General features: G+C 71.3%; 16 protein-coding genes and 2 pseudogenes. 6 read left to right on the top strand and 12 right to left on the bottom strand.

The features are described from left to right. Positions 1-189: 189 nt before the first annotated feature. A complete protein-coding gene (locus HJD23_RS23530) occupies positions 190-1,575 on the bottom strand; it encodes a transcriptional regulator (RefSeq protein ID WP_171114697.1) in 1,386 nt (461 codons plus the stop codon). Between the two features lie 345 nt (positions 1,576-1,920). On the opposite strand from HJD23_RS23530, the gene HJD23_RS23525 reads away from it, so the two are divergent. The 3 genes from HJD23_RS23525 to HJD23_RS23515 are packed head-to-tail and all read left to right on the top strand — an operon-like array spanning position 1,921 to position 4,990. After that, positions 1,921-2,574, top strand: a complete 654-nt coding sequence (locus HJD23_RS23525; RefSeq protein ID WP_171114699.1) for a bifunctional DNA primase/polymerase — start codon at positions 1,921-1,923, stop codon at positions 2,572-2,574. Positions 2,575-2,612: 38 nt separating this feature from the next. Continuing rightward, positions 2,613-3,404: an ABC transporter ATP-binding protein gene (locus tag HJD23_RS23520; protein WP_171114701.1), complete on the top strand. Its 792-nt coding sequence runs from the start codon at positions 2,613-2,615 to the stop codon at positions 3,402-3,404. Then, entirely contained in the window at positions 3,401-4,990 is a 1,590-nt protein-coding gene (locus HJD23_RS23515) for a transporter (protein WP_171114703.1), read from the top strand. Before HJD23_RS23520 ends, HJD23_RS23515 begins: the two co-directional genes overlap by 4 nt. A 153-nt stretch (positions 4,991-5,143) precedes the next feature. Here HJD23_RS23515 and HJD23_RS23510 read toward each other — a convergent pair. Beyond that, a pseudogene (locus tag HJD23_RS23510) lies at positions 5,144-5,623 on the bottom strand (nuclear transport factor 2 family protein). 84 nt (positions 5,624-5,707) lie between these two features. On the opposite strand from HJD23_RS23510, the pseudogene HJD23_RS23505 reads away from it, so the two are divergent. Further along, a pseudogene (locus tag HJD23_RS23505) lies at positions 5,708-6,256 on the top strand (IS200/IS605 family accessory protein TnpB-related protein); the annotation flags it as partial. A gap of 115 nt (positions 6,257-6,371) precedes the next feature. Here HJD23_RS23505 and HJD23_RS23500 read toward each other — a convergent pair. Together HJD23_RS23500 and HJD23_RS23495 are read right to left on the bottom strand one after the other, a co-directional pair. Next, a complete protein-coding gene (locus HJD23_RS23500; RefSeq protein ID WP_171114705.1) occupies positions 6,372-7,241 on the bottom strand; it encodes an alpha/beta hydrolase in 870 nt (289 codons plus the stop codon). Between the two features lie 478 nt (positions 7,242-7,719). Beyond that, positions 7,720-8,412: a metal-dependent transcriptional regulator gene (locus tag HJD23_RS23495; protein ID WP_020130217.1), complete on the bottom strand. Its 693-nt coding sequence runs from the start codon at positions 8,410-8,412 to the stop codon at positions 7,720-7,722. A gap of 270 nt (positions 8,413-8,682) precedes the next feature. Between HJD23_RS23495 and HJD23_RS23490 the strand changes: the two genes are divergently transcribed. Next, positions 8,683-9,438, top strand: coding sequence for an SIS domain-containing protein (locus HJD23_RS23490; RefSeq protein ID WP_171114707.1), 756 nt, complete (start codon positions 8,683-8,685; stop codon positions 9,436-9,438). Between the two features lie 44 nt (positions 9,439-9,482). On the opposite strand, the gene HJD23_RS23485 is transcribed toward HJD23_RS23490, so the two are convergent. The 3 genes from HJD23_RS23485 to HJD23_RS23475 all read right to left on the bottom strand — a co-directional run bounded on the left by HJD23_RS23485 (position 9,483) and on the right by HJD23_RS23475 (position 13,308). After that, positions 9,483-10,895 carry a PAS domain-containing protein gene (locus tag HJD23_RS23485; protein ID WP_171114709.1) on the bottom strand — a complete coding sequence of 471 codons (1,413 nt, stop codon included), beginning with the start codon at positions 10,893-10,895 and terminating at the stop codon, positions 9,483-9,485. Positions 10,896-11,053: 158 nt separating this feature from the next. Beyond that, positions 11,054-11,890 (bottom strand): GNAT family N-acetyltransferase, encoded by an 837-nt coding sequence (locus HJD23_RS23480; protein ID WP_171114711.1) that lies wholly within the window; start codon positions 11,888-11,890, stop codon positions 11,054-11,056. Between the two features lie 317 nt (positions 11,891-12,207). Then, positions 12,208-13,308: a citrate synthase 2 gene (locus HJD23_RS23475; RefSeq protein ID WP_171114713.1), complete on the bottom strand. Its 1,101-nt coding sequence runs from the start codon at positions 13,306-13,308 to the stop codon at positions 12,208-12,210. Between the two features lie 442 nt (positions 13,309-13,750). Between HJD23_RS23475 and pdxH the strand changes: the two genes are divergently transcribed. Then, complete coding sequence (gene pdxH / locus HJD23_RS23470) at positions 13,751-14,425, top strand: pyridoxamine 5'-phosphate oxidase (RefSeq protein WP_171114714.1); 675 nt, start codon at positions 13,751-13,753, stop codon at positions 14,423-14,425. A 21-nt stretch (positions 14,426-14,446) separates the two neighbouring features. Here pdxH and HJD23_RS23465 read toward each other — a convergent pair whose 3' ends face one another. From HJD23_RS23465 to HJD23_RS23445, 5 genes are read right to left on the bottom strand one after another with little or no spacing between them, the layout of a single operon-like run. Continuing rightward, positions 14,447-15,094, bottom strand: coding sequence for a TetR/AcrR family transcriptional regulator (locus tag HJD23_RS23465; RefSeq protein ID WP_171114716.1), 648 nt, complete (start codon positions 15,092-15,094; stop codon positions 14,447-14,449). After that, positions 15,082-15,816 (bottom strand): enoyl-CoA hydratase family protein, encoded by a 735-nt coding sequence (locus tag HJD23_RS23460; RefSeq protein WP_171114718.1) that lies wholly within the window; start codon positions 15,814-15,816, stop codon positions 15,082-15,084. Before HJD23_RS23460 ends, HJD23_RS23465 begins: the two co-directional genes overlap by 13 nt. Beyond that, positions 15,813-17,381, bottom strand: coding sequence for a 4-coumarate--CoA ligase family protein (locus HJD23_RS23455; protein ID WP_171114720.1), 1,569 nt, complete (start codon positions 17,379-17,381; stop codon positions 15,813-15,815). The genes HJD23_RS23460 and HJD23_RS23455 overlap by 4 nt, the downstream gene beginning before the upstream one ends. Positions 17,382-17,412: 31 nt before the next feature. Then, positions 17,413-18,543, bottom strand: a complete 1,131-nt coding sequence (locus HJD23_RS23450; protein WP_171114722.1) for an acyl-CoA dehydrogenase family protein — start codon at positions 18,541-18,543, stop codon at positions 17,413-17,415. Positions 18,544-18,586: 43 nt separating this feature from the next. Continuing rightward, on the bottom strand, positions 18,587-20,428 hold the full coding sequence (locus tag HJD23_RS23445) for a biotin carboxylase N-terminal domain-containing protein (RefSeq protein ID WP_171114724.1): 1,842 nt from the start codon (positions 20,426-20,428) through the stop codon (positions 18,587-18,589). Positions 20,429-20,431: the final 3 nt, after the last annotated feature.

Here is a 20,431-nt window from a genome sequence, read left to right as displayed (position 1 = left end):
CGAATGGGGGACCATCGGAATCGTCGGCTCACGCTACCGGGTCCCCCGAGCCCGTTGCCACGCAGCACAGGACCTGACCTCCTGCCCTGTGACCGCCGTAACAAAACCGGCCCGCAGCACGCTGCTTATGTCACCTCCTGCTCCCCGAGCCCTCGTTTCCCGCACGTTCACGCACCCGCGGGGCACATTTCACGCGGCCGCCTGGAGGTCCAGCCGCGCGCCGAACTCCCTTACCACGGACTCCTCCTGGAACGGCTCCAGCCGCTGCTGGAGGTCCTCCAGATACTCGGCGCCCCGGTTGGAGCGGAGGGTCCCGAGGAGCTCCACCGCCTTCAGTCCCGTGTGACAGGCCTGTTCGATCTCGCGCTGCTGCACCTGTGCCGTGGCGAGCAGCACATAGCCGATCGCACGCCTGCGCGCGCGGGACTCGGGGTGGCCGTCCAGGGACTCCTGCGCGCAGCGCGCCGCCGCCTCGGCCTGGCCGAGGTCGCGGTGGCAGTGGGCCAGTTCGTCGGCGAGGTAGGCCTCGTCGAAGTGCGCGATCCACGCCGGGTCGTCGCCGGAGGAGTCGTCCGCGTGTTCCATGGCGGTCACCGCGCGCCCGGACGCCGCCTGGGCGGCGCGCGCGTCGCCCATCAGGGCGTGCCCGCGTGCCTCGGCCGCATGGAACATGGCTTCTGCACGCGGGGTCACGCGCCCCCGCGCTCCCTCCTGCGCCGCCCGCGCCAACTGTGCGATCTCCCGCGGGTTTCCGAGCTGCGCGGCCAGGTGGCTCATGGACGCGGCGAGCACATAGCCGCCGTAACCACGGTCCCCGGCGGCCTGTGCGAGCCGCAGCGCCTGGATGTAGTAGCGCTGGGCGAGGCCCGGCTGACCGGTGTCGATGGCCATGTACCCGGCGAGTTCGGTCAACCGCGCCACGGACGCGAACAGTTCCCGCCCGACGGCCTCCCGGTACGACCCGGCCAGCAGCCCCGAGACGACGCTGTTGAGGTAGTGCACGACGACCGGGCGCACATGCCCGCTGCCGTACTGGTGGTCCAGGTCGACCAGCGCCTGGGTCATCGCCCCCACGGCCGCCACGTCGGACTGGCCCACGCGCGGGCCCGCCGAGCGCGCCACCTGCGCGTCGGGCGCGGAGATCAGCCAGTCGCGGCTCGGCTCGACCAGCGCGGAGGCCGCGACGGACGAACCGGACAGGAAGTCCCGGCGCCCCACGTCGCTGCGCCACAGCTCGCAGACCTGCTCGATGGCTCCCAGTACCGTCGGCGAGAACTGGAGGCCGACCCCCGAGGCGAGGTTCTTGCCGTTGGCCATGCCGATCTCGTCGATCGTGACCGCACGGCCGAGTTTGCGGCCGAGCGCCTCGGCGATGATCGCCGGCGCGCGTCCGCGCGGCTGCTGTCCGCGCAGCCAGCGGGCCACGGACGTCTTGTCGTAACGCAGGTCGAGACCGTGCTCGGCGCCGCACATGTTGACCCGGCGGGCCAGCCCGGCGTTCGAGCAACCCGCTTCCTGGATGAGCGCCTGCAGCCGTTCGTTCGGCTGCCGCGCGACGAGAGGCCTTGCGGCCATGGCGTACCCCCTGTTTTCCGGCCGTTCGCCTACCTGAGGCTGCGGTGCCTGCCCACGCACCGAGTTGTTGTGTCTTCCACGACCGGGACCCCCGGCCCCCTGCGGGAGCGGGAAATTCCGGCCGTGAAGATCAATGCCCCGCGGACATACCGAAAATGCGAGGCTTGCGAGGCTTGCCGGGGTAAAGGCGGTTGCCGACCCCACACCTGGCTACCCAGCTGCCGCCGCCGATCCTCCTGCGCGCCCCCACACATGCACCCATGCGCCCCACATGCCGAATCGATGCTCCTCCCCCGTCGCGCGGTCCGGCCGTAACCCCAGGTTGGGCTGGGAGTTGAGTGGGGCGTGGAAGAGACGATCCCGGCCACCGAAGCCGCACAGATTCCGAAGCAGCGTGGGGAATCGCTGCTGGACACCGCCGTTCGCTACGCCGAGGAACGCCACTGGGACGTGTTCCCCGGCACCTGGCTGGAAGCCGCCGACGGGGTGCAGCGCTGCTCCTGCGGCGACGCCGCGTGCGGTGCGCCGGGGGCGCATCCGGCCCGCCCGGACTGGGCGACGCAGGCGACCGGCAGCGCGACGGTCGCGCGGCGGATGTGGCAGAAGCAGCCGAACGCGTCGATCCTGCTGCCGACCGGGCGTACGTTCGACGCGATCTCCGTGCCGGAGACCGCCGGATTCCTGGCGCTGGCCCGGATGGAGCGGATGGAGCTGACGCTGGGGCCGGTGACACTGACCCCGGACCGGCGGATGCAGTTCTTCGTGCTGCCGGGCGCGTCGGTGAAGGTTCCCGACCTGGTGCGCAAGCTGGGCTGGTCGCTCGGGTCGCTCGACCTGGTCGCGCTGGGCGAGGGCGGTTACGTCGCCGCGCCACCCACCCGTTACGGCTCCCGCGGCCGCGTCCAGTGGGCCTGCCGCCCCACCCCCGCGAACCGCTGGCTGCCGGACGCCGAGGAGCTGATCTCACCCCTCGCGTACGCCTGCGGACGCGACCGCTGACCTGATCCCCGGCACACGGCTCCCCTTAGGGTTCTCACATGAACGAGGGAGCACGGGTGGGGACAGCCGCCGTACGCATACAGGGGCTCTGGAAGCGGTTCGGGGAACAGGTCGCCGTCGCCGGGATCGATCTGGAGCTGCCCGCAGGCCGGTTCATCGGGCTGGTCGGGCCCAACGGCGCCGGTAAGACCACCACGCTGTCGATGGTGACCGGGCTGCTGCGGCCCGATCAGGGGACCGTCGAGGTGGTCGGGCACGACGTGTGGCGGGACCCGGTGGAGGTCAAGGCCCGGATCGGGGTGCTGCCGGAGGGGCTCCGGCTGTTCGAGCGGCTGTCGGGACGGGAGTTGCTGGCGTACACGGGCCGGCTGCGTGGCCTGCCCGGCGCCGAGGTCGACAAGCGGGCCACCCAGCTGCTCGACGTCCTCGATCTGGCCGGTGCGCAGCACAAGCTGGTCGTCGACTACTCGACCGGGATGCGCAAGAAGATCGGGCTCGCGGCCGCGCTGCTGCACAACCCCGAGGTGCTGTTCCTCGACGAACCGTTCGAAGGCGTCGACCCGGTGTCCGCGCAGACCATCCGGCGCGTACTGGAGCGGTACACCGCGTCCGGCGCCACCGTCGTCTTCTCCTCCCATGTGATGGAGCTGGTCGAGTCCCTGTGCGACTGGGTGGCCGTGATGGCCGCCGGCCGGATCCGCGCCCACGGCCCGCTCGCCGACGTCCGCGGCGACGCCCCGACCCTTCAGCAGTCCTTCCTCGAACTCGTCGGCGCGCACGACCGCGACGCCGGTTCCGACCTGGACTGGCTGGGCGGCGGCATCCGATGACGAGCACGACCACCACCCTCGTACAGCTGAAACTGTCGCTGCTGCGGGGCGGCCTGCGGCAGTCCTCCAAGCGGCGCGCCGCCTACATCGCGTCCGCGGTCTTCACCCTGCTGTTCGCCGCGCTGCAACTGCTGGGCCTGATCCTGCTGCGCGGCAACGCGCACGCCGACGCCGTGATCGTGCTGCTGGTGGCCGTGCTGGCGCTGGGCTGGGCGGTGATGCCGCTGTTCTTCCCCGGCGGTGACGAGACGCTCGACCCGACCCGGCTGGTGATGCTGCCGCTGCGGCCCCAGCCGCTGGTGCGGGCGCTGCTCGCGGCTTCGCTGGTGGGCATCGGGCCGCTGTTCACGGTGTGCATGCTGATCGGTTCGGTTTTCGCGGTGGCGCACGGGGCGGCGGCGTACGTCGTCGGAGTCGTCGCCGTCGCCCTGGCCCTGCTGGTGTGCGTGGCCCTCGCACGGGCCGTCGCCGCCGCCAACCTCCGGCTGCTGACCAGCCGCAAGGGACGCGATCTGGCGGTGCTGAGCGGGCTTGTCATCGCCGTCGGCGCGCAGCTGGTCAACTTCGGGGTGCAGCGGCTCGGTTCGGCCGGTCTTGGCCAGCTCGAACCGGCGGCCGACGTGCTGCGCTGGGTGCCGCCCGCCTCGGCGCTGGGGGCGGTGGACGCGGCGAGCGAGGGGTCGTACGGCATCGCCGTCGCCCAACTCGCGCTGACCGCGCTGGCCCTGGCGGCGCTGCTCGCGGTGTGGGCGCGGCATCTGAACCGGCTGATGACCTCGCCGGACGGATCGACGCTCCAGGCCATGGCCGACACGACCGTACGCGACCGGTCGTCGACCGGCATGGCGCGGCTGCTGCCGGGCGGGCGGACCGGGACGGCGATGGAGCGCAGCCTGCGGTATGTGTGGCGCGACCCGAAGACCAAGGCGGCCTGGGTGACCTCGCTGGCCATCGGGCTGATCGTGCCCGTGTTCAACGCGTTGCAGGGCACCGGGTCGATCTACTTCGCGTGCTTCGCCGCGGGCATGCTCGGCATCCAGATGTACAACCAGTTCGGGCAGGACACGTCCGCGTTCTGGATGGTCGCCATGACCATCTCCTCCACCCGGGACGCGTACGTCGAACTCCGCGCGCGTGCGCTGGCCCTGCTGGTGATCACCCTGCCGTACGCCACGCTCGTCACCGTCCTGACCACGGCGATGCTCGGCGACTGGCCCCGGCTGCCGGAAGTGCTGGGGCTGTCGTTCGCGCTGCTCGGCGCGATGCTGGCGACCGGGGCGTGGACGTCGGCGCGCTTCCCGTACTCCATCCCGCAGGAGGGCTACAAGAACGTCGCGCCCGGTCAGGTGGGGCTCGCCTGGATCGCGATCTTCGGCGGGATGGTGGCCGCGGCCCTGCTGTGCGCGCCCGTCATCGTCCTGACCATCCTCATCAACACCAGCGCCGACGGCAACGCGTGGAGTTGGCTGCTGCTGCCGGTGGGGACGGCGTACGGGGTGGCGCTCGCCTACCTGGGGCTGCGGCTGGCGGCGCCGCGCACGGCTCAGCGGCTGCCGGAGATCCTGACGGCGGTCAGCAAGGGCTGAGGGGTCCGGGGGCGACGCCAACTTTGGCGGCGCCGCGGGCGGCGGCCGCAGCGTGGCCTGCCCGGCGGCTCGTTTGGACCGCGCCGTCCGGACCGCCCTCGGTGACCACACACGGACACCAAGAGGTTGGACCCCGCCCCCGCGGTAGTCCGTTCATGCGTCACGAGGCATGGTGGGCAGACGCTCCGTAACGCCGCCAAAGGGAAGGAACACGGCTCGGGTGGCGAGGAGCCACTCGCCGTCGACCTTCTGAAAACGTGTCCTCATAGTGGCCGACGTTGGCAGGGAGCCGCGGCGGAAGCATCCCGTCAACGTAACCGTCGACACGGTAAGTCGCCAGGTATGAGGTCGCGGTCGCCGCCGTTGCGGAGCCCACGGTGACGAGGATGTTTGTCATCATGCGACGCGACAACCGGTCCGTCGGCCGAGAGCCGAAGTATGCGCGCAACGCTTCCCGGCCCTCGATACGACGGCCCCCGTGGGGCCACTCCCAGACCCCGTTGGCGGTGAACAGATCGGCTACCGAACCGGGTTCTCCGAGATCGAGACGGCGGACGAAGTCGACGATCAGCCGTTCGCAGGCGCTCGCTCCGCGAGCAAGCGGTCCATGGGGTCAATCGCTTCACTGATCATCTTCGCTTCCTACCAGCCCCGCCCCGCTGCGGTGGTCGTTGGGCGTGATGGAAGGATCTTCGGTCTGCGAGTGGGGGTGGAGGGGTGGGTGGGCTGCGGGAGGTGGCGGCGCCGTTCGTGGTGCCCGGCCCGGCGGGAGTCGTGATCCGTACCCGCCTCAAGCTCCTGAGCGCCGCGGATGAGGAGGTGCTGCGTCTGGTCGGCGACCTGCTCGGTTCGCTCGCCTCCCGCGACTTGAAGGCGCGGTGCGCGGCCGGGCTGGACCACGACAGTGAGCGGTGGGCCGAGCGCAAGCGCACGCTCACCAAGGAGTCGTCCTCGCGCTGGGCTGGGTCGATCACGAAGGCCAGCCACGACCAGTGGGCGCTGGCCCGGCGCGGCCAGCTCGCGCACATCCGGAGCCTGGAAGCCGGGATCGCGACGATCATGCACCGGCTGTCCCTACCGGTGGGTGAGAAGGGCAGCAAGAAGGCACCGGGCGGCTACCGCAGCAAGCACGAGTGGCACGCCAAGTCCCGCCGCCTGCAGCTGCTCGATGACCGACTGCAGGCGGTGCGGGCGGACCGGGAGGCCGGGGTCGTGCGCGTGGTGCGCGGCGGGAAGCGGCTGCTGAACGCCCGTCACCACCTGGAAGCGTTCGGCTGAGCACGAGTCCTGGCAGCAGGACTCACTCCCGCTCAGTTTTTAGGAACGGTTCCTGACGGTCACGGGGAAGTGACCTCGGCACGGGCAGGTGTCCCCAGGGCCGTCACTCGCCGAACGCCGCCTCCAGAAACGGCTCGATCGCCGCCCGCCACGCCTCCGGCTGGTCGTAGTGGACGAGATGACCGGCGTCGGCGACCTCCGCGTACTCACCGCGGGGCAGCACGCGCACCATCTCCTGGGCCTCGGCCCGCCCGAGTTCGCCGTCGAGGCCGCGGACGACCAGGGCGGGACACCGGACTTGGGCCAGCTCGTCCCAGTGGGCGTCGTACACCCAGGTCTCGCGGGACTTCAGCATCTGCTCGACGTCGAAGACGGGCCGCCAGCCGTCGGGCGACTCGTGCATCACCTCGGCGTAGAACGCGCCACGGGCCGGATTCGGCCGCTCCACCCAGGGGTCGTCCTCGCCGAACCACTTGCGTACGTCGGCCAGGGTGGCGAAGGGGACGGGCCAGGACGTGAACCAGTCGGCCCACTCGCGCTGCGAGGCGGCGCCGAGGGCGGAGGCCCGCATGTCACAGATGACCAGGCCGCGGACCAGGTCGGGGCGTTTGGCGGCGAGCTGCCAGGCGGTCAGCGCGCCCATGGCGTGGCCGATCAGCACGGCGGGGGCGAGGCCGAGCTGTTCGAGGGCGGCCTCGGCGTCGTCGACGTACGCCTCACGGGTGTACGCGGCCTGCGGGGGCTTCTCGCTCTGGCCGTGGCCGCGCTGGTCGAGCGCCACGGCGCGGTGGCGTTCGGAGAGCCAGCGGGCGGTGGAGGCCCAATGGGAGGCACGGCCCATCAGGCCGTGGAGTAACAGCACGCCGGGTGACGGGTCGGGGGCGGGGTCGGGGTCGGTCTTGGGTGGGTCGCCGAACTCCCAGGCCGCGAGTCGTACGCCGCCCGCCCCGGTCACGTCGATGCGTCGCGCCATTCGTGCCGGCACCCCCCAAGCTCCGCTCGGACCCTCGTACCTGTGCTAGCCGTGCTCTCGCTCTACGGTCCTGCTTCCCCGGAACCGGCTCCGCCCCCGCAGACTATCGAATGTGTATTCGAGAATGGGCTTTCTGGCGGCAACACCCCTCGTTTGAGTGACGCCGCTCCAGGAATGATCCCGGTCCCCCAGGGGAGATCTTCAGCGGGAGGCGGACCGCTCGGGGAAAACGGTCCGAGGGGAATGACCCTGAGAGCTCGGGGCTCCGGGTCAGAACAGGGGAGGGACAGGCCCCGGCGCCGCACGGCGCCGGGGCTCTCCACTCGACTCCGGCACATCCCACCCCGCCCCCTCAGGCCCTCTGCCTCAGGCCCTCTTCACTCACGCGACAGCCTGGCACGTCAGACGTCCGGGCGCTGCGATTCGGCACACCGCGTCCAGGATTCGACGCGTTCGACGAACCCCGCGAGACGAACACTCAGCGCTTGGCGACGAACACGTGGGAGGCGACGTCCGACTCCAGCTCGGCCGCCTCGCCGCCACTGCCCACCAGGACCCCGCCGGCCGACTCCGTCACGCTCACCACCGAACCGGGCTGCACACCCGCCCGGCGCAGCGTGTACATCAGCTGCGCGTCCGTCTGGATCGGCTCACCGATCCGGCGTACGACGACCGTCTTGCCCTCCAGGCCCGGGTCGAGGTCGGCCAGCGAGACCATGCCCTCGTCCAGGAACGGGTCGGCGCCGTCCTTCTCGCCCAGCTCCTCCAGGCCCGGGATCGGGTTGCCGTACGGCGACTCGGTGGGGTGGCGCAGCAGCTCCAAGACCCGGCGCTCCACGGCCTCGCTCATCACGTGCTCCCAGCGGCAGGCCTCGGCGTGCACCTGCTCCCACTCCAGGCCGATCACGTCGACGAGCAGACACTCGGCGAGGCGGTGCTTGCGCATCACGCGGGTCGCCAGGCGGCGGCCCTCGTCGGTGAGCTCCAGGTGCCGGTCGCTGGCCACGGACACCAGACCGTCGCGCTCCATCCGCGCCACCGTCTGGCTCACCGTCGGCCCGCTCTGGTCGAGCCGCTCGGCGATACGGGCACGCATGGGGACCACACCTTCCTCTTCCAGCTCGAGGATGGTGCGGAGATACATCTCCGTAGTGTCGATCAGTCCGGACATACGTGCCCCTCGATTAGCTCTGCCGGAGGCTCGACCGCTCTCCGGCGCGTGCGCTGGCCCTGGCTTCAATTCTGCCGGATACCACCGACAACCGTGCCGCGCCGCCGAAACCAGGGGGTTACATGCTGATACGTGACAGTGGGCCGCACGGCGCGAACGCCGCCTGTACGCCCCTGTCGACACCCGCGCGGCGTCCGTATTGACATCCCACTGGTCCAGACCGCACGGTGATCCGCGACACAGTGCGTCAAGCGGAGCGAAGGAGCTCAGATGGGCGACAGCACGCCGGCCGACCAGTATCTCGATGCCGCGATCGGTCTGCTGCAGCGCGTCCGCGAGGAGGAGGCCGAGGCCATCGCGGCCGCCGGTGCGCTCCTCGCCGACACCGTCGCCGCCGGGGGCCGGCTGTTCGCCTTCGGCGCCGGGCACTCCTCGCTCGCCGCGCAGGACGTCGTCTACCGCGCCGGCGGGCTCGCCCTGATGAACCTGCTCGCCGTGCCCGGGGTCGTCGGCGTCGACGTGATGCCCGCGACGCTGGGCTCCGCCCTGGAACGGGTCGACGGCCTCGCCGCCGCCGTCCTCGACTCCTCCCCGCTGCGCGCGGGCGACACCCTGGTGATCATCTCGCTGTCCGGCCGCAACGCCCTCCCCGTGGAGATGGCGATCAGCGCCCGCGCCCTCGGCGTGCGGGTCGTCGGCGTGACCTCGGTGGCGTACGCCACGCAGACGACGTCACGCCACGCCTCCGGGACGTACCTGAAGGACCACTGCGACATCGTCCTCGACTCGAAGATCGCGGTCGGCGACGCGGAACTCACCCACGACTCCGTCCCCGCCCCCTTCGCCCCCGCCTCCACGGTCGTGACCGCCGCGCTCCTCCAGGCGGTCATGGCCACAGCAGCCGTCAACCTGGCCGACCGCGGCATCGAGCCCCCGCTCCTGCGCTCGGGGAACGTGGACGGCGGGCACGACTGGAACCGGCGGGTGCTGGAGCAGTACGGGGACCGGATCTTCTATCGGCACTGAGGGCGGGGGCTGGGGCGGGGGCTGACGCCGGGGCCGGGGCGGCGTCAGTCCGGCCGCTCCCCCAGTAGCTCCGCCAGATCCAGCGCCGCCGCGATCCGTACGGCCACATCCTCGGCGTACACCGTGTCCGACCGTTCGAACGCGCTGCGCCCGCTCCCCCGCAGAAACGTCACGACACCGAGCGTCCGCCCCCGGCTGCGCAGCACCGCGCACAGCGCGTGCACCGCGTCGGCCGGCCACTGCCGGGCCAGCGCCCACGCGCGCGCCTGCTCCGCCGACACACTGCCGACGCTCGCCCGCACCGTGCCGATCCGCTCCACGCACTGCAACGCCGGATGCCCCTCGCCGTACCGAGTCGGCAACCCGGCCTGCCCCGCGAGCAGGCTCGGCCCCGGCGCACCCGACGGCGTACCCGCCACGCGTACCAGCCGGACCGGCCCCGCCGACTCGGCGTCGGACAGCGCACCGCCCGCCACCCGGTCGATCAGCGCGTGGTCGGCGAAACCGGCCAGCGCGAAGTCGAGGTGGACGGTCGCCGCCTCCGCCGGGTCCTCGCACTCCGCGGCCGCGCGGGCGGCCCGGTGCAACTGGTTGCCGCGGAACCGCAGCAGCGCCGCCTCCTGCTCACCCTGCTTGGCCTCGGTCACGTCCTGGAACAGCCAGCCGACCCCGAGCGGAACCGGTTCCTCCGCCAGCGGCGAGGCCAGCCGCAGAAAACCGCTGCGCCAGCAACGCCGCTTCTCGCCCTCCGGCGTCCGCACGCTCACCCAGATCTCGGCCGGCGCGGGCGGCGCACCCTCCGCCAGCACATGCGTGAGCGCGCTCTCCAGCTCCTCCACACCCTGCGCCAGCAACTCCCCGAGCGGCCGCCCCAGCACCGACGTACGCCCCGTGCCCAGCGCGCGAGCCGCGTGCGCGTTCACCACCGCGGGCCGCAGATCGGCGTCGACGAGGACGACACCCCAGCTCGCGTCCTCGAACAACGCCTCGCTCAGCGCGATGGACCGCTCCAGATCGATCTGCGCGTGCACCTCACTGAAGGCGCAGTACACCCCCGCGGGCTTGCCGTCCGGCCCCCGCACCGCCGCCGACTGCGTCCGTACGAGCACCCGCCCGCCATCCTTCGTCAACAGCGCGAACTCGTGCACCTGGCGGCCCGGCGCGTGCATGGCGGACATCAGCCGCCCCTCGACCTCCTCGGCGTCGGCGCTGCGCACCGCCCACCCGGCGAAGCCGTGCCGCCCCACCGCCTCCTCCGCCGTCCAGCCGAGAATCCGCTCGGCCTCGCGGTTCCAGTGCGTCAGCACCCCGTCGGCGTCGAAGGCGCACAACGCCGCGTCCATGCCGTCCAGCAGGGCGGCAAGCAGATCGGAACCACCCGAGCCCTCCGGGCCGTCCGGCCCGGGCTCGTCCGGTCCGAGTTCGTCCGTGGTCCCACTACGCCGGGAAGCACTCACCTGGACCCCCTGCAGGCTGCGTCAGCACGAACGGCGCGTCGGTTCGCTCACTTGCAATCATTCAACTCGAACGTGACGCAGCCCACACATGGTTCCCGCAATATTGCAGGAATCGTTGTACGCGGGAGACAGCACGACAACCGCACGACAACCGCCCACTAACTCTCGATGACCGAAAGCCGCAGGTCAACCCACTCGTCCCGGTCCCCGGGCAGCACATACCGGTCAACCTCGACGAACCCACGCGTCTCGGCGAACCGCAACCCGTCCCCATTGGCCGCCAGCACACACGTCTCCACCACACCGGCCCCCAGCACGCGCGCGTACGCGAACCCGTTCTCGTACAGCACGCGCCCGATCCCCCGCCCCCGCCACTCGGGCAGCACCCGCGCGATCACGGTCACCGCACCCCCGTCCCGCTCGGCCGGCCGCACGGTCGAACACCCCACCAGCACGTCACCGACGTACGCGTTCTCCAGCCGATACCGCCCGCTCCGCTCCCGCACCTCGTCGAGCGAAAGCGCACCCGGCGGCACCACGGCGTTGTGCACACGCCGCCACTGCTCCAGCATCCGCTCCCCGTCGACGACCTCGATCCGCACGCCCTCCACAGGCCCGCGCCGCGCGTACACCTCGATCTCGATCTTCATCCGCGGGTCCGCCAGCCCACACACCATCATCGTCGCGGCCGGTCGTACCTCCCCGAACACCCGCCGCAACACCGGCCAGCACGGCTCGAAGTCCTCCCGCTCGGGCAGCAGATACCGCACCCGCACGACGTCGGCGAACGTACACCCCGCCTCGGCCAGCGCCGCGCCTATGTTCCGCAGACACTGCTCGGCCTGCTCCACAACATCGTCCGAGATGGTCATGCTCGCGTAATCGAACCCGGTCGTCCCCGACACATGCACCCAGTCCCCGTCGACAACGGCCCGCGCATACCCGATCCGCTCCTCGAACACCGACCCGCTGAGAACTGCCCGCCGCTTTGTCATGCCCGGAACGGTAACGGCCGTCGCTCAAGTTCTCGGAAAAACAGTTGATGGGTTGCCGAACCGCTTCCTAGGGTGGCGCGTACACGAGAAGGGAGGTGGTTCGGCAGATGTATGAGAACCGGACGCGTGAGGTGGCTGCGGGCTAGCGGTCCGTCACCACACTCTGTGCGGTGCCGGACCAGCACGTGAACGGCGCGTGCAGCCGGCCCAATCCCAAGCAGTCACCCGACCCGCGAGTCGCCGGTACGTCCGGCCGGCTCCTCCTTGGAGGAACCAGGCTCGCGGGTCGTCTGCGTTTCTGGGGGCCTTTCGCCGCCTTACTGGGCGATCTCCGTGTAGCCCTCGATGGCGCGCGGGTCGCGTGGGCCCGGGCCGATGTAGTGGGCGGAGGGGCGGACCAGGCGGCCGGTGCGCTTCTGTTCGAGGATGTGGGCCGACCAGCCTGCCGTGCGGGCGCAGGTGAACATCGATGTGAACATGTGGGCCGGGACCTCGGCGAAGTCGAGCATGATCGCTGCCCAGAATTCGACGTTCGTGGCCAGGACTCGGTCCGGGCGGCGGTTGTGGAGTTCTTCGAGGGCCGCCTTTTCAAGGGCTTCCGCGACCTCGTAGCGCGGCGCGCCCAGGTCGCGGGCCGTGCGGCGGAGGACTCGGGCTCGGGGGTCCTCGGCGCGGTAGACGCGGTGGCCGAAGCCCATCAGGCGTTCGCCCTTGTCCAGGGTCTTCTTGACGTAGGCTTCGGCGTCGCCCGTGCGTTCGATCTCCTCGATCATGTGCAGGACACGAGAGGGGGCGCCGCCGTGGAGGGGGCCGCTCATGGCTCCTACGGCGCCGGAGAGCGCGGCGGCTACGTCCGCGCCGGTGGACGCGATGACGCGCGCCGTGAAGGTGGAGGCGTTCATGCCGTGTTCGGCGGCGCTGGTCCAGTAGGCGTCGACGGCCGCGACGTGCTTCGGGTCGGGCTCGCCGCGCCAGCGGATCATGAAGCGTTCGACGACGGACTGGGCCTTGTCGATCTCGCGCTGCGGGACCATGGGGCGGCCCTGGCCGCGGGCGGACTGGGCGACGTAGGAGAGGGCCATGACGGCGGCGCGGGCGAGGTCCTCGCGGGCCTGTTCGGCGTCGATGTCGAGGAGGGGTTTGAGGCCCCACACCGGTGCGAGCATGGCGAGGGCCGACTGGACGTCCACCCGGATGTCGCCGGAGTGCACGGGGATGGGGAAGGGCTCGGCGGGCGGCAGGCCGGGGTTGAAGGCGCCGTCGACGAGCAGGCCCCAGACGTTGCCGAACGAGACGTGACCGACCAGGTCCTCGATGTCGACGCCCCGGTACCTGAGGGCGCCGCCCTCCTTGTCCGGTTCGGCGATCTCCGTCTCGAACGCGACGACTCCTTCGAGGCCGGGTACGAAGTCGGACATCAGGCGGCTCCTCGGATCTGTACGGAATGTGTACGGGATGTGTATGGATGTGTGCGAGGTGTGCGAGGTGTGCTGCGAGGCTGGTTGTGGGTCACGGGGTGGGTGCGGCTGCTGCCCTTAGTGCCCTGTGACGTGTGCCCTGTGACGTGTGCCCTGTGATGTGTGCTCGTGACGTGTGATCGGTCGGTGGTGCCGGGGTGTGGCGAGCGTGTTTCGGGTGGGGAAACGGGTGATCGCCCGGTGGATCCACGGTCGGTTGCGGCTCGCGGTCCTGGGCGGTCACTGGGGTGATGCCCCGCGGGGCGCGCGGTCACCCAACCGGAGCGGCATCTGCACGATATCCCCGAGTGCCACCCTTGGGGAGAGGTGACGGCACTCGGTGCCAGGCCGTGACGAACACCACCCTGCCGAGCGTCCGCCGCGTATACGGCAGGATGACCGCGTGACCGACGAAGATTCCGTCCCCGCGCCGCCCGATCCCGCCGCGATGCGCAAGCACTACCGGGCGGAGGGGCTTTCCGAGACCGAGCTGGCCGCGACGCCGGTGCAGCAGTTCGCGCGCTGGTTCAGGCAGGCCGCGACGGAGGGCCGGCTGTTCGAGCCGAACGCCATGGTCGTGTCGACGGCGGACGCGGAGGGGCGGCCCAGTTCCCGTACGGTGCTGCTGAAGCACTTCGACGACGCGGGTTTCGTCTTCTACACCAACTACGACTCCCGCAAGTCCCGCGATCTCGCCGAGAACCCGTACGTCTCGTTGCTCTTTCCGTGGTACACGATGGCCCGCCAGGTGATCGTCACGGGCATCGCGCGGCGCACCGGCCGGGACGAGACCGCCGCGTACTTCCGTACCCGCCCGCACGGCTCCCAGCTCGGCGCCTGGGCGAGCGCCCAGTCCTCGGTGATCGCCACCCGCGCCGATCTGGACGCGGCGTATGCCGAGCTGGCGGCCCGCTATCCGGAGGGCGAGCAGGTCCCGGTGCCGCCGAACTGGGGCGGCTTCCGGGTGGCGCCGCAGACGGTGGAGTTCTGGCAGGGACGCGAGAACCGGCTGCACGACCGGCTGCGGTACGTGGCGGAGCAGGACGGGAGCTGGCGGGTGGAGCGGCTCAGTCCGTGAGGCCCACTGGGGCTGCCGGGCTCAGCCCAGCGCCTCCTCCAGAAGCTGCGCCCACTGCGCCACCACCCGCTCGCGGCGCTGGCCGTCGTCGGTGAGGAGGTTGGCGAGGCCGAGGCCGCGGGCCATGTCCAGGAAGCCCTGGACCGTTTCCCGTACGCCTGATCTGGTCTCGTCGGCGTCGAGGAGGTCGACGGCTATGCGGTGGGTCTCGCGGCCGACGCGGGCTTCCAGTTCGGTGACGCGGGGGCGGAGCTGGTCCTCGTTCGACGCGGCTACCCACAGGTGCAGGGCCGCGCGGAACAGCGGGCCCGTGTAGAGGTCGACCAGGGCGGAGACGACCGCCTTCCGGTCGCCCGCCGCGCCCTGGGGGAACAGGGCCCGCAGGGCGGTCGAGCGTTCCTCCGCGACGTACTCCACCGCCGCCGTGAACAGGTCCTCGCGGGTCGGGAAGTGGTGTTGGGCGGCGCCTCTGGAGACGCCTGCGCGTTCGGCGACGACGGTGACCGTGGAGCCCGCCCAGCCGTGTTCGGCGAGGCAGGCCACGGCGGCTTCGAGGAGCCGTTGCCGGGTGGCCCGGCTGCGGTCCTGCTTGGGCACGCGGTCGACGCGGTCCACGGCGGTCACCGTCGTGGCCGTGTCGACCGTGTCGACCGGGTTCACAGCACCCATGGAGGATCCCGTCGTTCGAGGAAGGCCGTCATGCCCTCGCGGGCGTCGGCGGAGGCGAACATCCGGGCCGAGAGGGCGGTCAGCTCCGCCGCGTCCCGGTCGAATGTCTGCAGCACCTTAGCCGTGAGCAGCCGTTTCGTCTCGGCCAGGGCCTGCGGGGAGGAGCGCCGCAGGCCGTCGAGGATGGGTTCGAGTACGGCGTCGGCGTCGTCGCCGGTGGCGGTGAGCAGGCCGATGCGGGCCGCCTCGGCGGCGTCGAGGCGCTCGCCGGTGAGGTAGTAGCGGGCGAGGGCGCGCGGGTCGGTGCGGGGCAGCAGCGGGAGGGAGATGACCGCGGGGGCGACTCCGATGCGTACTTCCGTGAAGGCGAAGGTGGCGGTGCCGGACGCGGCCGCGATGTCGCAGGCGGCCAGCAGGCCGAGGCCGCCCGCGCGTACGTGTCCGGTGACGCGGGCGACGACCGGCTTGGGCAGCTCCACGATCCGCCGGAGCAGGCCCACCAGGGCGTCGGGGTCGGGTGGGTCGCGCAGGTCGGCGCCGGCGCAGAAGGTGGTGCCGGTGTGGGTGAGGACGATCGCGCGGACGTCGCCGTCCTTGGCGCTGTCGGCGAGCGCGTCGGCGAGTTCGCCGACCAGGGCGGCCGACAGGGCGTTGCGGTTGGCCGGGGAGTCGAGGGTGAGCGTTTCGACTCCCCGCGCGCGGGTGCGGCCGATCAGGGTCACGCGCCCTCCCGGAGTCGGCGGCGCAGTATCTTGCCGGAGGCGGCGCGGGGCACGCCGTCGATGAAGGTGACCTGGCGGACGCGTTTGTAGGGGGCGACGCGTTCGGCGACGTACAGCATGATCTCGTTCTCGGTGAGGTCGGGCGCGGTCGGCTGGCGGACGACGTACGCGCGCGGGATTTCGTTTCCGTCCTCGTTGTAGACGCCGATGACGGCGGCGTCGGCGATGCCCGGGTGGGTGAGGAGCAGGGCCTCCAGTTCGGCGGGGGCCACCTGGAAGCCCTTGTACTTGATCAGTTCCTTGACGCGGTCCACGACGAACAGCCAGCCGTCGCCGTCGACGTGACCGACGTCCCCGGTGTGCAGCCAGCCGTCGGCGTCGATCATCGCGGCGGTGTCGTCGGGGCGGCCCAGGTAGCCCTTCATGACCTGGGGGCCGCGGATGAGGATCTCGCCGGCCTCGCCGGTGCCGAGGTCCTTGCCGGGGTCGTCGAGGGAGACGATGCGCATCTCGGTGCCGGCGATGAGCCGGCCGACGGTCCCGGGCGGTGCGTCCGCCATGGCGTCCAGGGGGACGACGTGCGTGCCCGGGGACAGTTCCGTCATGCCGTACGCCTGGCCGACCGGCGGCAGGTTCAGGCGGCGGGAGCAGGCGGCGGCGAGGGTGGCGTCCAGCGGGGCGGCGGCGCTGATGACGTACTTCAGGGACGACAGGTCGTAGCGCGTGACCGCCGGGTGCTTGGCGAGGGCGAGGACGATCGGCGGGGCGACGTACAGGCCGGTGATGCGGTGGTTCTGGATGGCCGCGAGGAACTGCTCCAGGTCGAAGCGGGGCAGGACGACGACCGTGGCGCCCACCCTCAGGGGCGCGTTCATCAGGGCGGTGAGGCCGTAGATGTGGAAGAAGGGCAGTACGGCGAGGATGCGGTCGCCGGGGCCCGCGGAGATCGCCGGTTGGAGCTGGGCGAGGTTGGTGGCGATCTGGCGGTGGGTGAGCATCACGCCCTTGGGGGTGCCGGTGGTGCCCGAGGAGTACGGGAGGGCCGCCACGTCCGCGACGGGGTCGATGGCGATCTGCGGTTCGGGGGCGGCGGACGCCAGCATGTCGATCAGCGAGCGGTGTCCGGTCGCGCTGTCGCAGACGAAGATCTCCCTGACGCCGCCCGCGAGTTCGGCGGCCCTGCGGGCGATGTCCAGTAGCGGTGAGACGGTGACGATCCAGCGGGCGGCCGAGTCGCGCAGCTGCCCCGCGAACTCCTCGGCCGTGGCGAGCGGGTGCACGGTGGTGACGGCGGCACCCGCGCGCGTGGCGGCGTAGAAGGCGATGGGGAAGGAGACGGTGTTGGGGCTGTGCAGGGCGAGTACGTCGCCCTTGCGCACGCCCGCCTCGGCGAGGGCGGCGGCTATGCGCCGGTGGAAGCGGTCGACTTGCTCGTAGGTGAGGGTGGTGCCGTCCGTGCCGTCGATGAGCGCGGGCGCGTCACCGAATTCGGCGGCCCGGCCCAGCACCGCTTCGTGGATGGGGAGTTCTACGGGTGGGACGTCTGCGTACTCGCTGCGGAACATGCGGTTCCTCCTCGCACAACGCCGTGCTGGTTCAGTACGACTTGGGCAGGCCCAGGGTCTGGTGGGAGACGTAGTTGAGAATCATCTCCCGGCTCACCGGGGCAATACGAGCCACGCGCGCGGCCGTGATCAGGGAGGCGAGGCCGAACTCGCGCGTGAGGCCGTTGCCGCCGAGGGTGTGCACGGCCTGGTCGACGGCCTTCACGCAGGCCTCGCCTGCCGCGTACTTGGCCATGTTGGCGGCCTCGCCCGCGCCGACGTCGTCCCCCGCGTCGTACAGGTGCGCCGCCTTCTGCATCATCAGGCGGGCGAGTTCGAGGTCGATGTGCGCCTGGGCGAGGGGGTGGGCGATGGCCTGGTGGGCGCCGATGGGGGTGTTCCAGACGGTGCGGTCGCGGGCATACGCAATCGCTTGCGCGAGCGCGTAGCGGCCCATGCCGATCGCGAACGCGGCCGTCATGATGCGTTCGGGGTTGAGGCCGGCGAAGAGTTGCAGCAGGCCTGCGTCCTCGTCGCCGACGAGCGCGTCGGCGGGCAGGCGTACGTCGTCCAGGACCAGCTCGAACTGCTTCTCCGCGGCGTTGAGTTCCATGTCGATGGGGCGGCGGGTGAAGCCGGGCGCGTCGCGCGGGACGATGAACAGGCAGGGCTTGAGGCGGCCGGTGCGGGCGTCCTCGGTGCGGCCGACGACGAGGGTCGCGTCCGCGATGTCGACGCCGGAGATGAAGACTTTGCGGCCGGTGAGGAGCCAGTCGGGGCCGTCCTTGCGGGCCGTTGTGGTGATGCGGTGGCTGTTGGAGCCGGCGTCGGGTTCTGTGATGCCGAAGGCCATGGTGCGGGTGCCTTCGGCGATGCCGGGGAGCCATTGTTGTTTCTGGTCGTCGGTGCCGAAGCGGGCGATGACCGTGCCGCAGATGGCCGGGGAGACGACCAGCATGAGGAGGGGGCAGCCTGCTGCGCCGAGTTCTTCGAGGACGATGGAGAGTTCTGTGATGCCGCCGCCTCCGCCGCCGTATTCCTCGGGGAGGTTGACGCCGAGGTAGCCGAGTTTGCCTGCCTCGGACCACAGGTCTGCCCGGTTGTGGTTGCGGCCGTGGCGCTTGCCCAGGGTGGCCACGGCTGATCGCAGGGCCTTGTGTTCCTCGGTTTCGGTCGTGGTCATGTGACTCCTTCGTCGTGGCTGGTCGCGCAGTTCCCCGCGCCCCTTAGGTCGGCTGCACCACCGCCAGTAGCGTGCCGACCGTGACCTGTTGTCCAGGTGCGGCGTGCAGGGCTGTGAGGGTGCCTGTGGTCGGGGCCGAGATCTGGTGTTGCATCTTCATTGCCTCCAGCCAAACGAGCGGCTCTCCGGCCCTCACCGGCGCTCCTACGGCCAATCCCTCGGCCACTCGGACCACCGTTCCCGGCATGGGGGCAAGGAGCGAGCCCGGGGCGTGCTCGGTCGTCGGGGCGGGGAAGCGAGGGAGGGCGGTGAGACGGCTGCCGTTGACGTAGATGTCGTCGCCGTATCTCGCCACCCCGAACTTCCTTGTCACGCCCTCCACTTCGAGTACGACCAGACCGGCGTCCGCGTGCACCACCCGGACGCCCTCCGCCCTGAGGCCATCCCGTGTCTGCCAGTAACGGGCCTCGTGTTCCTCGCCCGCCATCGTGTAGCGCTTTGTCTGGGGCTGGGAGGGGACGTTGCGCCAGGCGCCGAAGCGGGAGCGGGTGTGGGCGTCGGCGAGGGCGGCGGCGAGCGGGGCGTACGGGTCGGGGGTGGGCCCGGTCAGTTCACCCAGGTGCCGGTCGTAGAAGCCCGTGTCCATGCGGGCCGTCGTGAACTCCTTGTGGCGCAGGGAGCGGATCAGGAGGTCGCGGTTGGTGGTCGGGCCGTGGAGGGTCGTGCGTTCCAGGGCTCCGGCCAGTTTGCGGATGGCCTCCGCGCGCGTGGGGGCGTGGGCGATGAGCTTGGCGAGCATGGGGTCGTAGTGGACGCCGATCTCGTCGCCGTCGGTGTAGCCCGTGTCCAGGCGGATGCCTTCGGGGGCGGTGAGGCGGTGCAGGGTGCCGGTCTGCGGGGCCCAGTCCTGGGACGGGTCCTCGGCGTAGAGGCGGGCCTCTATGGCGTGACCCCGCGCGCGGGGCGGGTCGGCTTCCAGCGTGTGGCCCTCGGCGATCCGGAGTTGGAGGGCCACCAGGTCGATGTCGAAGACGGCTTCCGTGACGGGGTGTTCCACCTGGAGGCGGGTGTTCATCTCCAGGAAGTGGGCCTTGTCGTCGGCGACGAGGAACTCGACCGTGCCGGCGCCGGTGTAGCCGACGGCGCGGGCGGCTCGTACGGCCGTCTCGTGGAGGGACTCGGTGAGTTCGAGTTTCAAACCCGGTGCGGGGGCCTCCTCGATGACCTTCTGGTGGCGGCGCTGGAGGGAGCAGTCGCGGGTGCCGAGCGCCCACACCGTGCCGTGGGTGTCGGCGAGGATCTGTACCTCGACGTGCCGGCCGTCCTCGATGTACGGCTCGACGAACACCTCGTCGTCGCCGAAGGCACCGCGCGCCTCCGCGCGGGCGGCCGCGAGCTCGGCGTCCAGGTCCCGCAGGCGCCGTACGATCCGCATCCCGCGTCCGCCGCCGCCCGCGGCCGCCTTCACCAGCACCGGGAGGTCGGCCTCGGTGACGTCCTGGAGGGGTGTGAGTCCCAGCAGCTCCTTCGCGCGCGTCTTGGACGCCATCGCCTCGATGGCCTCCGGCGGCGGGCCGATCCACAGCAGCCCCGCGTCGGTCACCGCGCGCGAGAAGTCGGCGTTCTCGGAGAGGAAGCCGTAGCCGGGATGCACCGCGTCGGCTCCGGACGCGAGCGCGGCCCTGACGATCAGGTCGCCGCGCAGATACGTCTCGGCGGGCGCCGCCCCCGGCAGCCGTACCGCGGCGTCGGCCACGCGCGCGTGGCGGGCGTTCGCGTCGGCGTCCGAGTGCACCGCGACCGTTCGGATTCCCAACTCACGGCAGGTGCGGAAGATCCGGCAGGCGATCTCGCCCCGGTTGGCAACAAGAACGGAAGTAATCACTGG

Origin of the sequence: Streptomyces sp. Z423-1, assembly GCF_013009255.1 — a bacterium.
GTDB classification, from domain to species: Bacteria; Actinomycetota; Actinomycetes; order Streptomycetales; family Streptomycetaceae; genus Streptomyces; species Streptomyces gossypiisoli.
This window is presented reverse-complemented; position numbering and strand designations above follow the sequence as displayed.

Bases quoted from the DNA above. Each gene is read 5' to 3' on its own strand.
- HJD23_RS23530 (WP_171114697.1), bottom strand. From the start codon at position 1,575: ATGGCCGCAAGGCCTCTCGTCGCGCGGCAGCCGAACGAACGGCTGCAG.
- HJD23_RS23520 (WP_171114701.1), top strand. From the start codon at position 2,613: ATGAACGAGGGAGCACGGGTGGGGACAGCCGCCGTACGCATACAGGGG.
- HJD23_RS23515 (WP_171114703.1), top strand. From the start codon at position 3,401: ATGACGAGCACGACCACCACCCTCGTACAGCTGAAACTGTCGCTGCTG.
- HJD23_RS23500 (WP_171114705.1), bottom strand. From the start codon at position 7,241: ATGGCGCGACGCATCGACGTGACCGGGGCGGGCGGCGTACGACTCGCG.
- HJD23_RS23495 (WP_020130217.1), bottom strand. From the start codon at position 8,412: ATGTCCGGACTGATCGACACTACGGAGATGTATCTCCGCACCATCCTC.
- HJD23_RS23490 (WP_171114707.1), top strand. From the start codon at position 8,683: ATGGGCGACAGCACGCCGGCCGACCAGTATCTCGATGCCGCGATCGGT.
- HJD23_RS23480 (WP_171114711.1), bottom strand. From the start codon at position 11,890: ATGACAAAGCGGCGGGCAGTTCTCAGCGGGTCGGTGTTCGAGGAGCGG.
- HJD23_RS23475 (WP_171114713.1), bottom strand. From the start codon at position 13,308: ATGTCCGACTTCGTACCCGGCCTCGAAGGAGTCGTCGCGTTCGAGACG.
- HJD23_RS23465 (WP_171114716.1), bottom strand. From the start codon at position 15,094: ATGGGTGCTGTGAACCCGGTCGACACGGTCGACACGGCCACGACGGTG.
- HJD23_RS23455 (WP_171114720.1), bottom strand. From the start codon at position 17,381: ATGTTCCGCAGCGAGTACGCAGACGTCCCACCCGTAGAACTCCCCATC.
- HJD23_RS23450 (WP_171114722.1), bottom strand. From the start codon at position 18,543: ATGACCACGACCGAAACCGAGGAACACAAGGCCCTGCGATCAGCCGTG.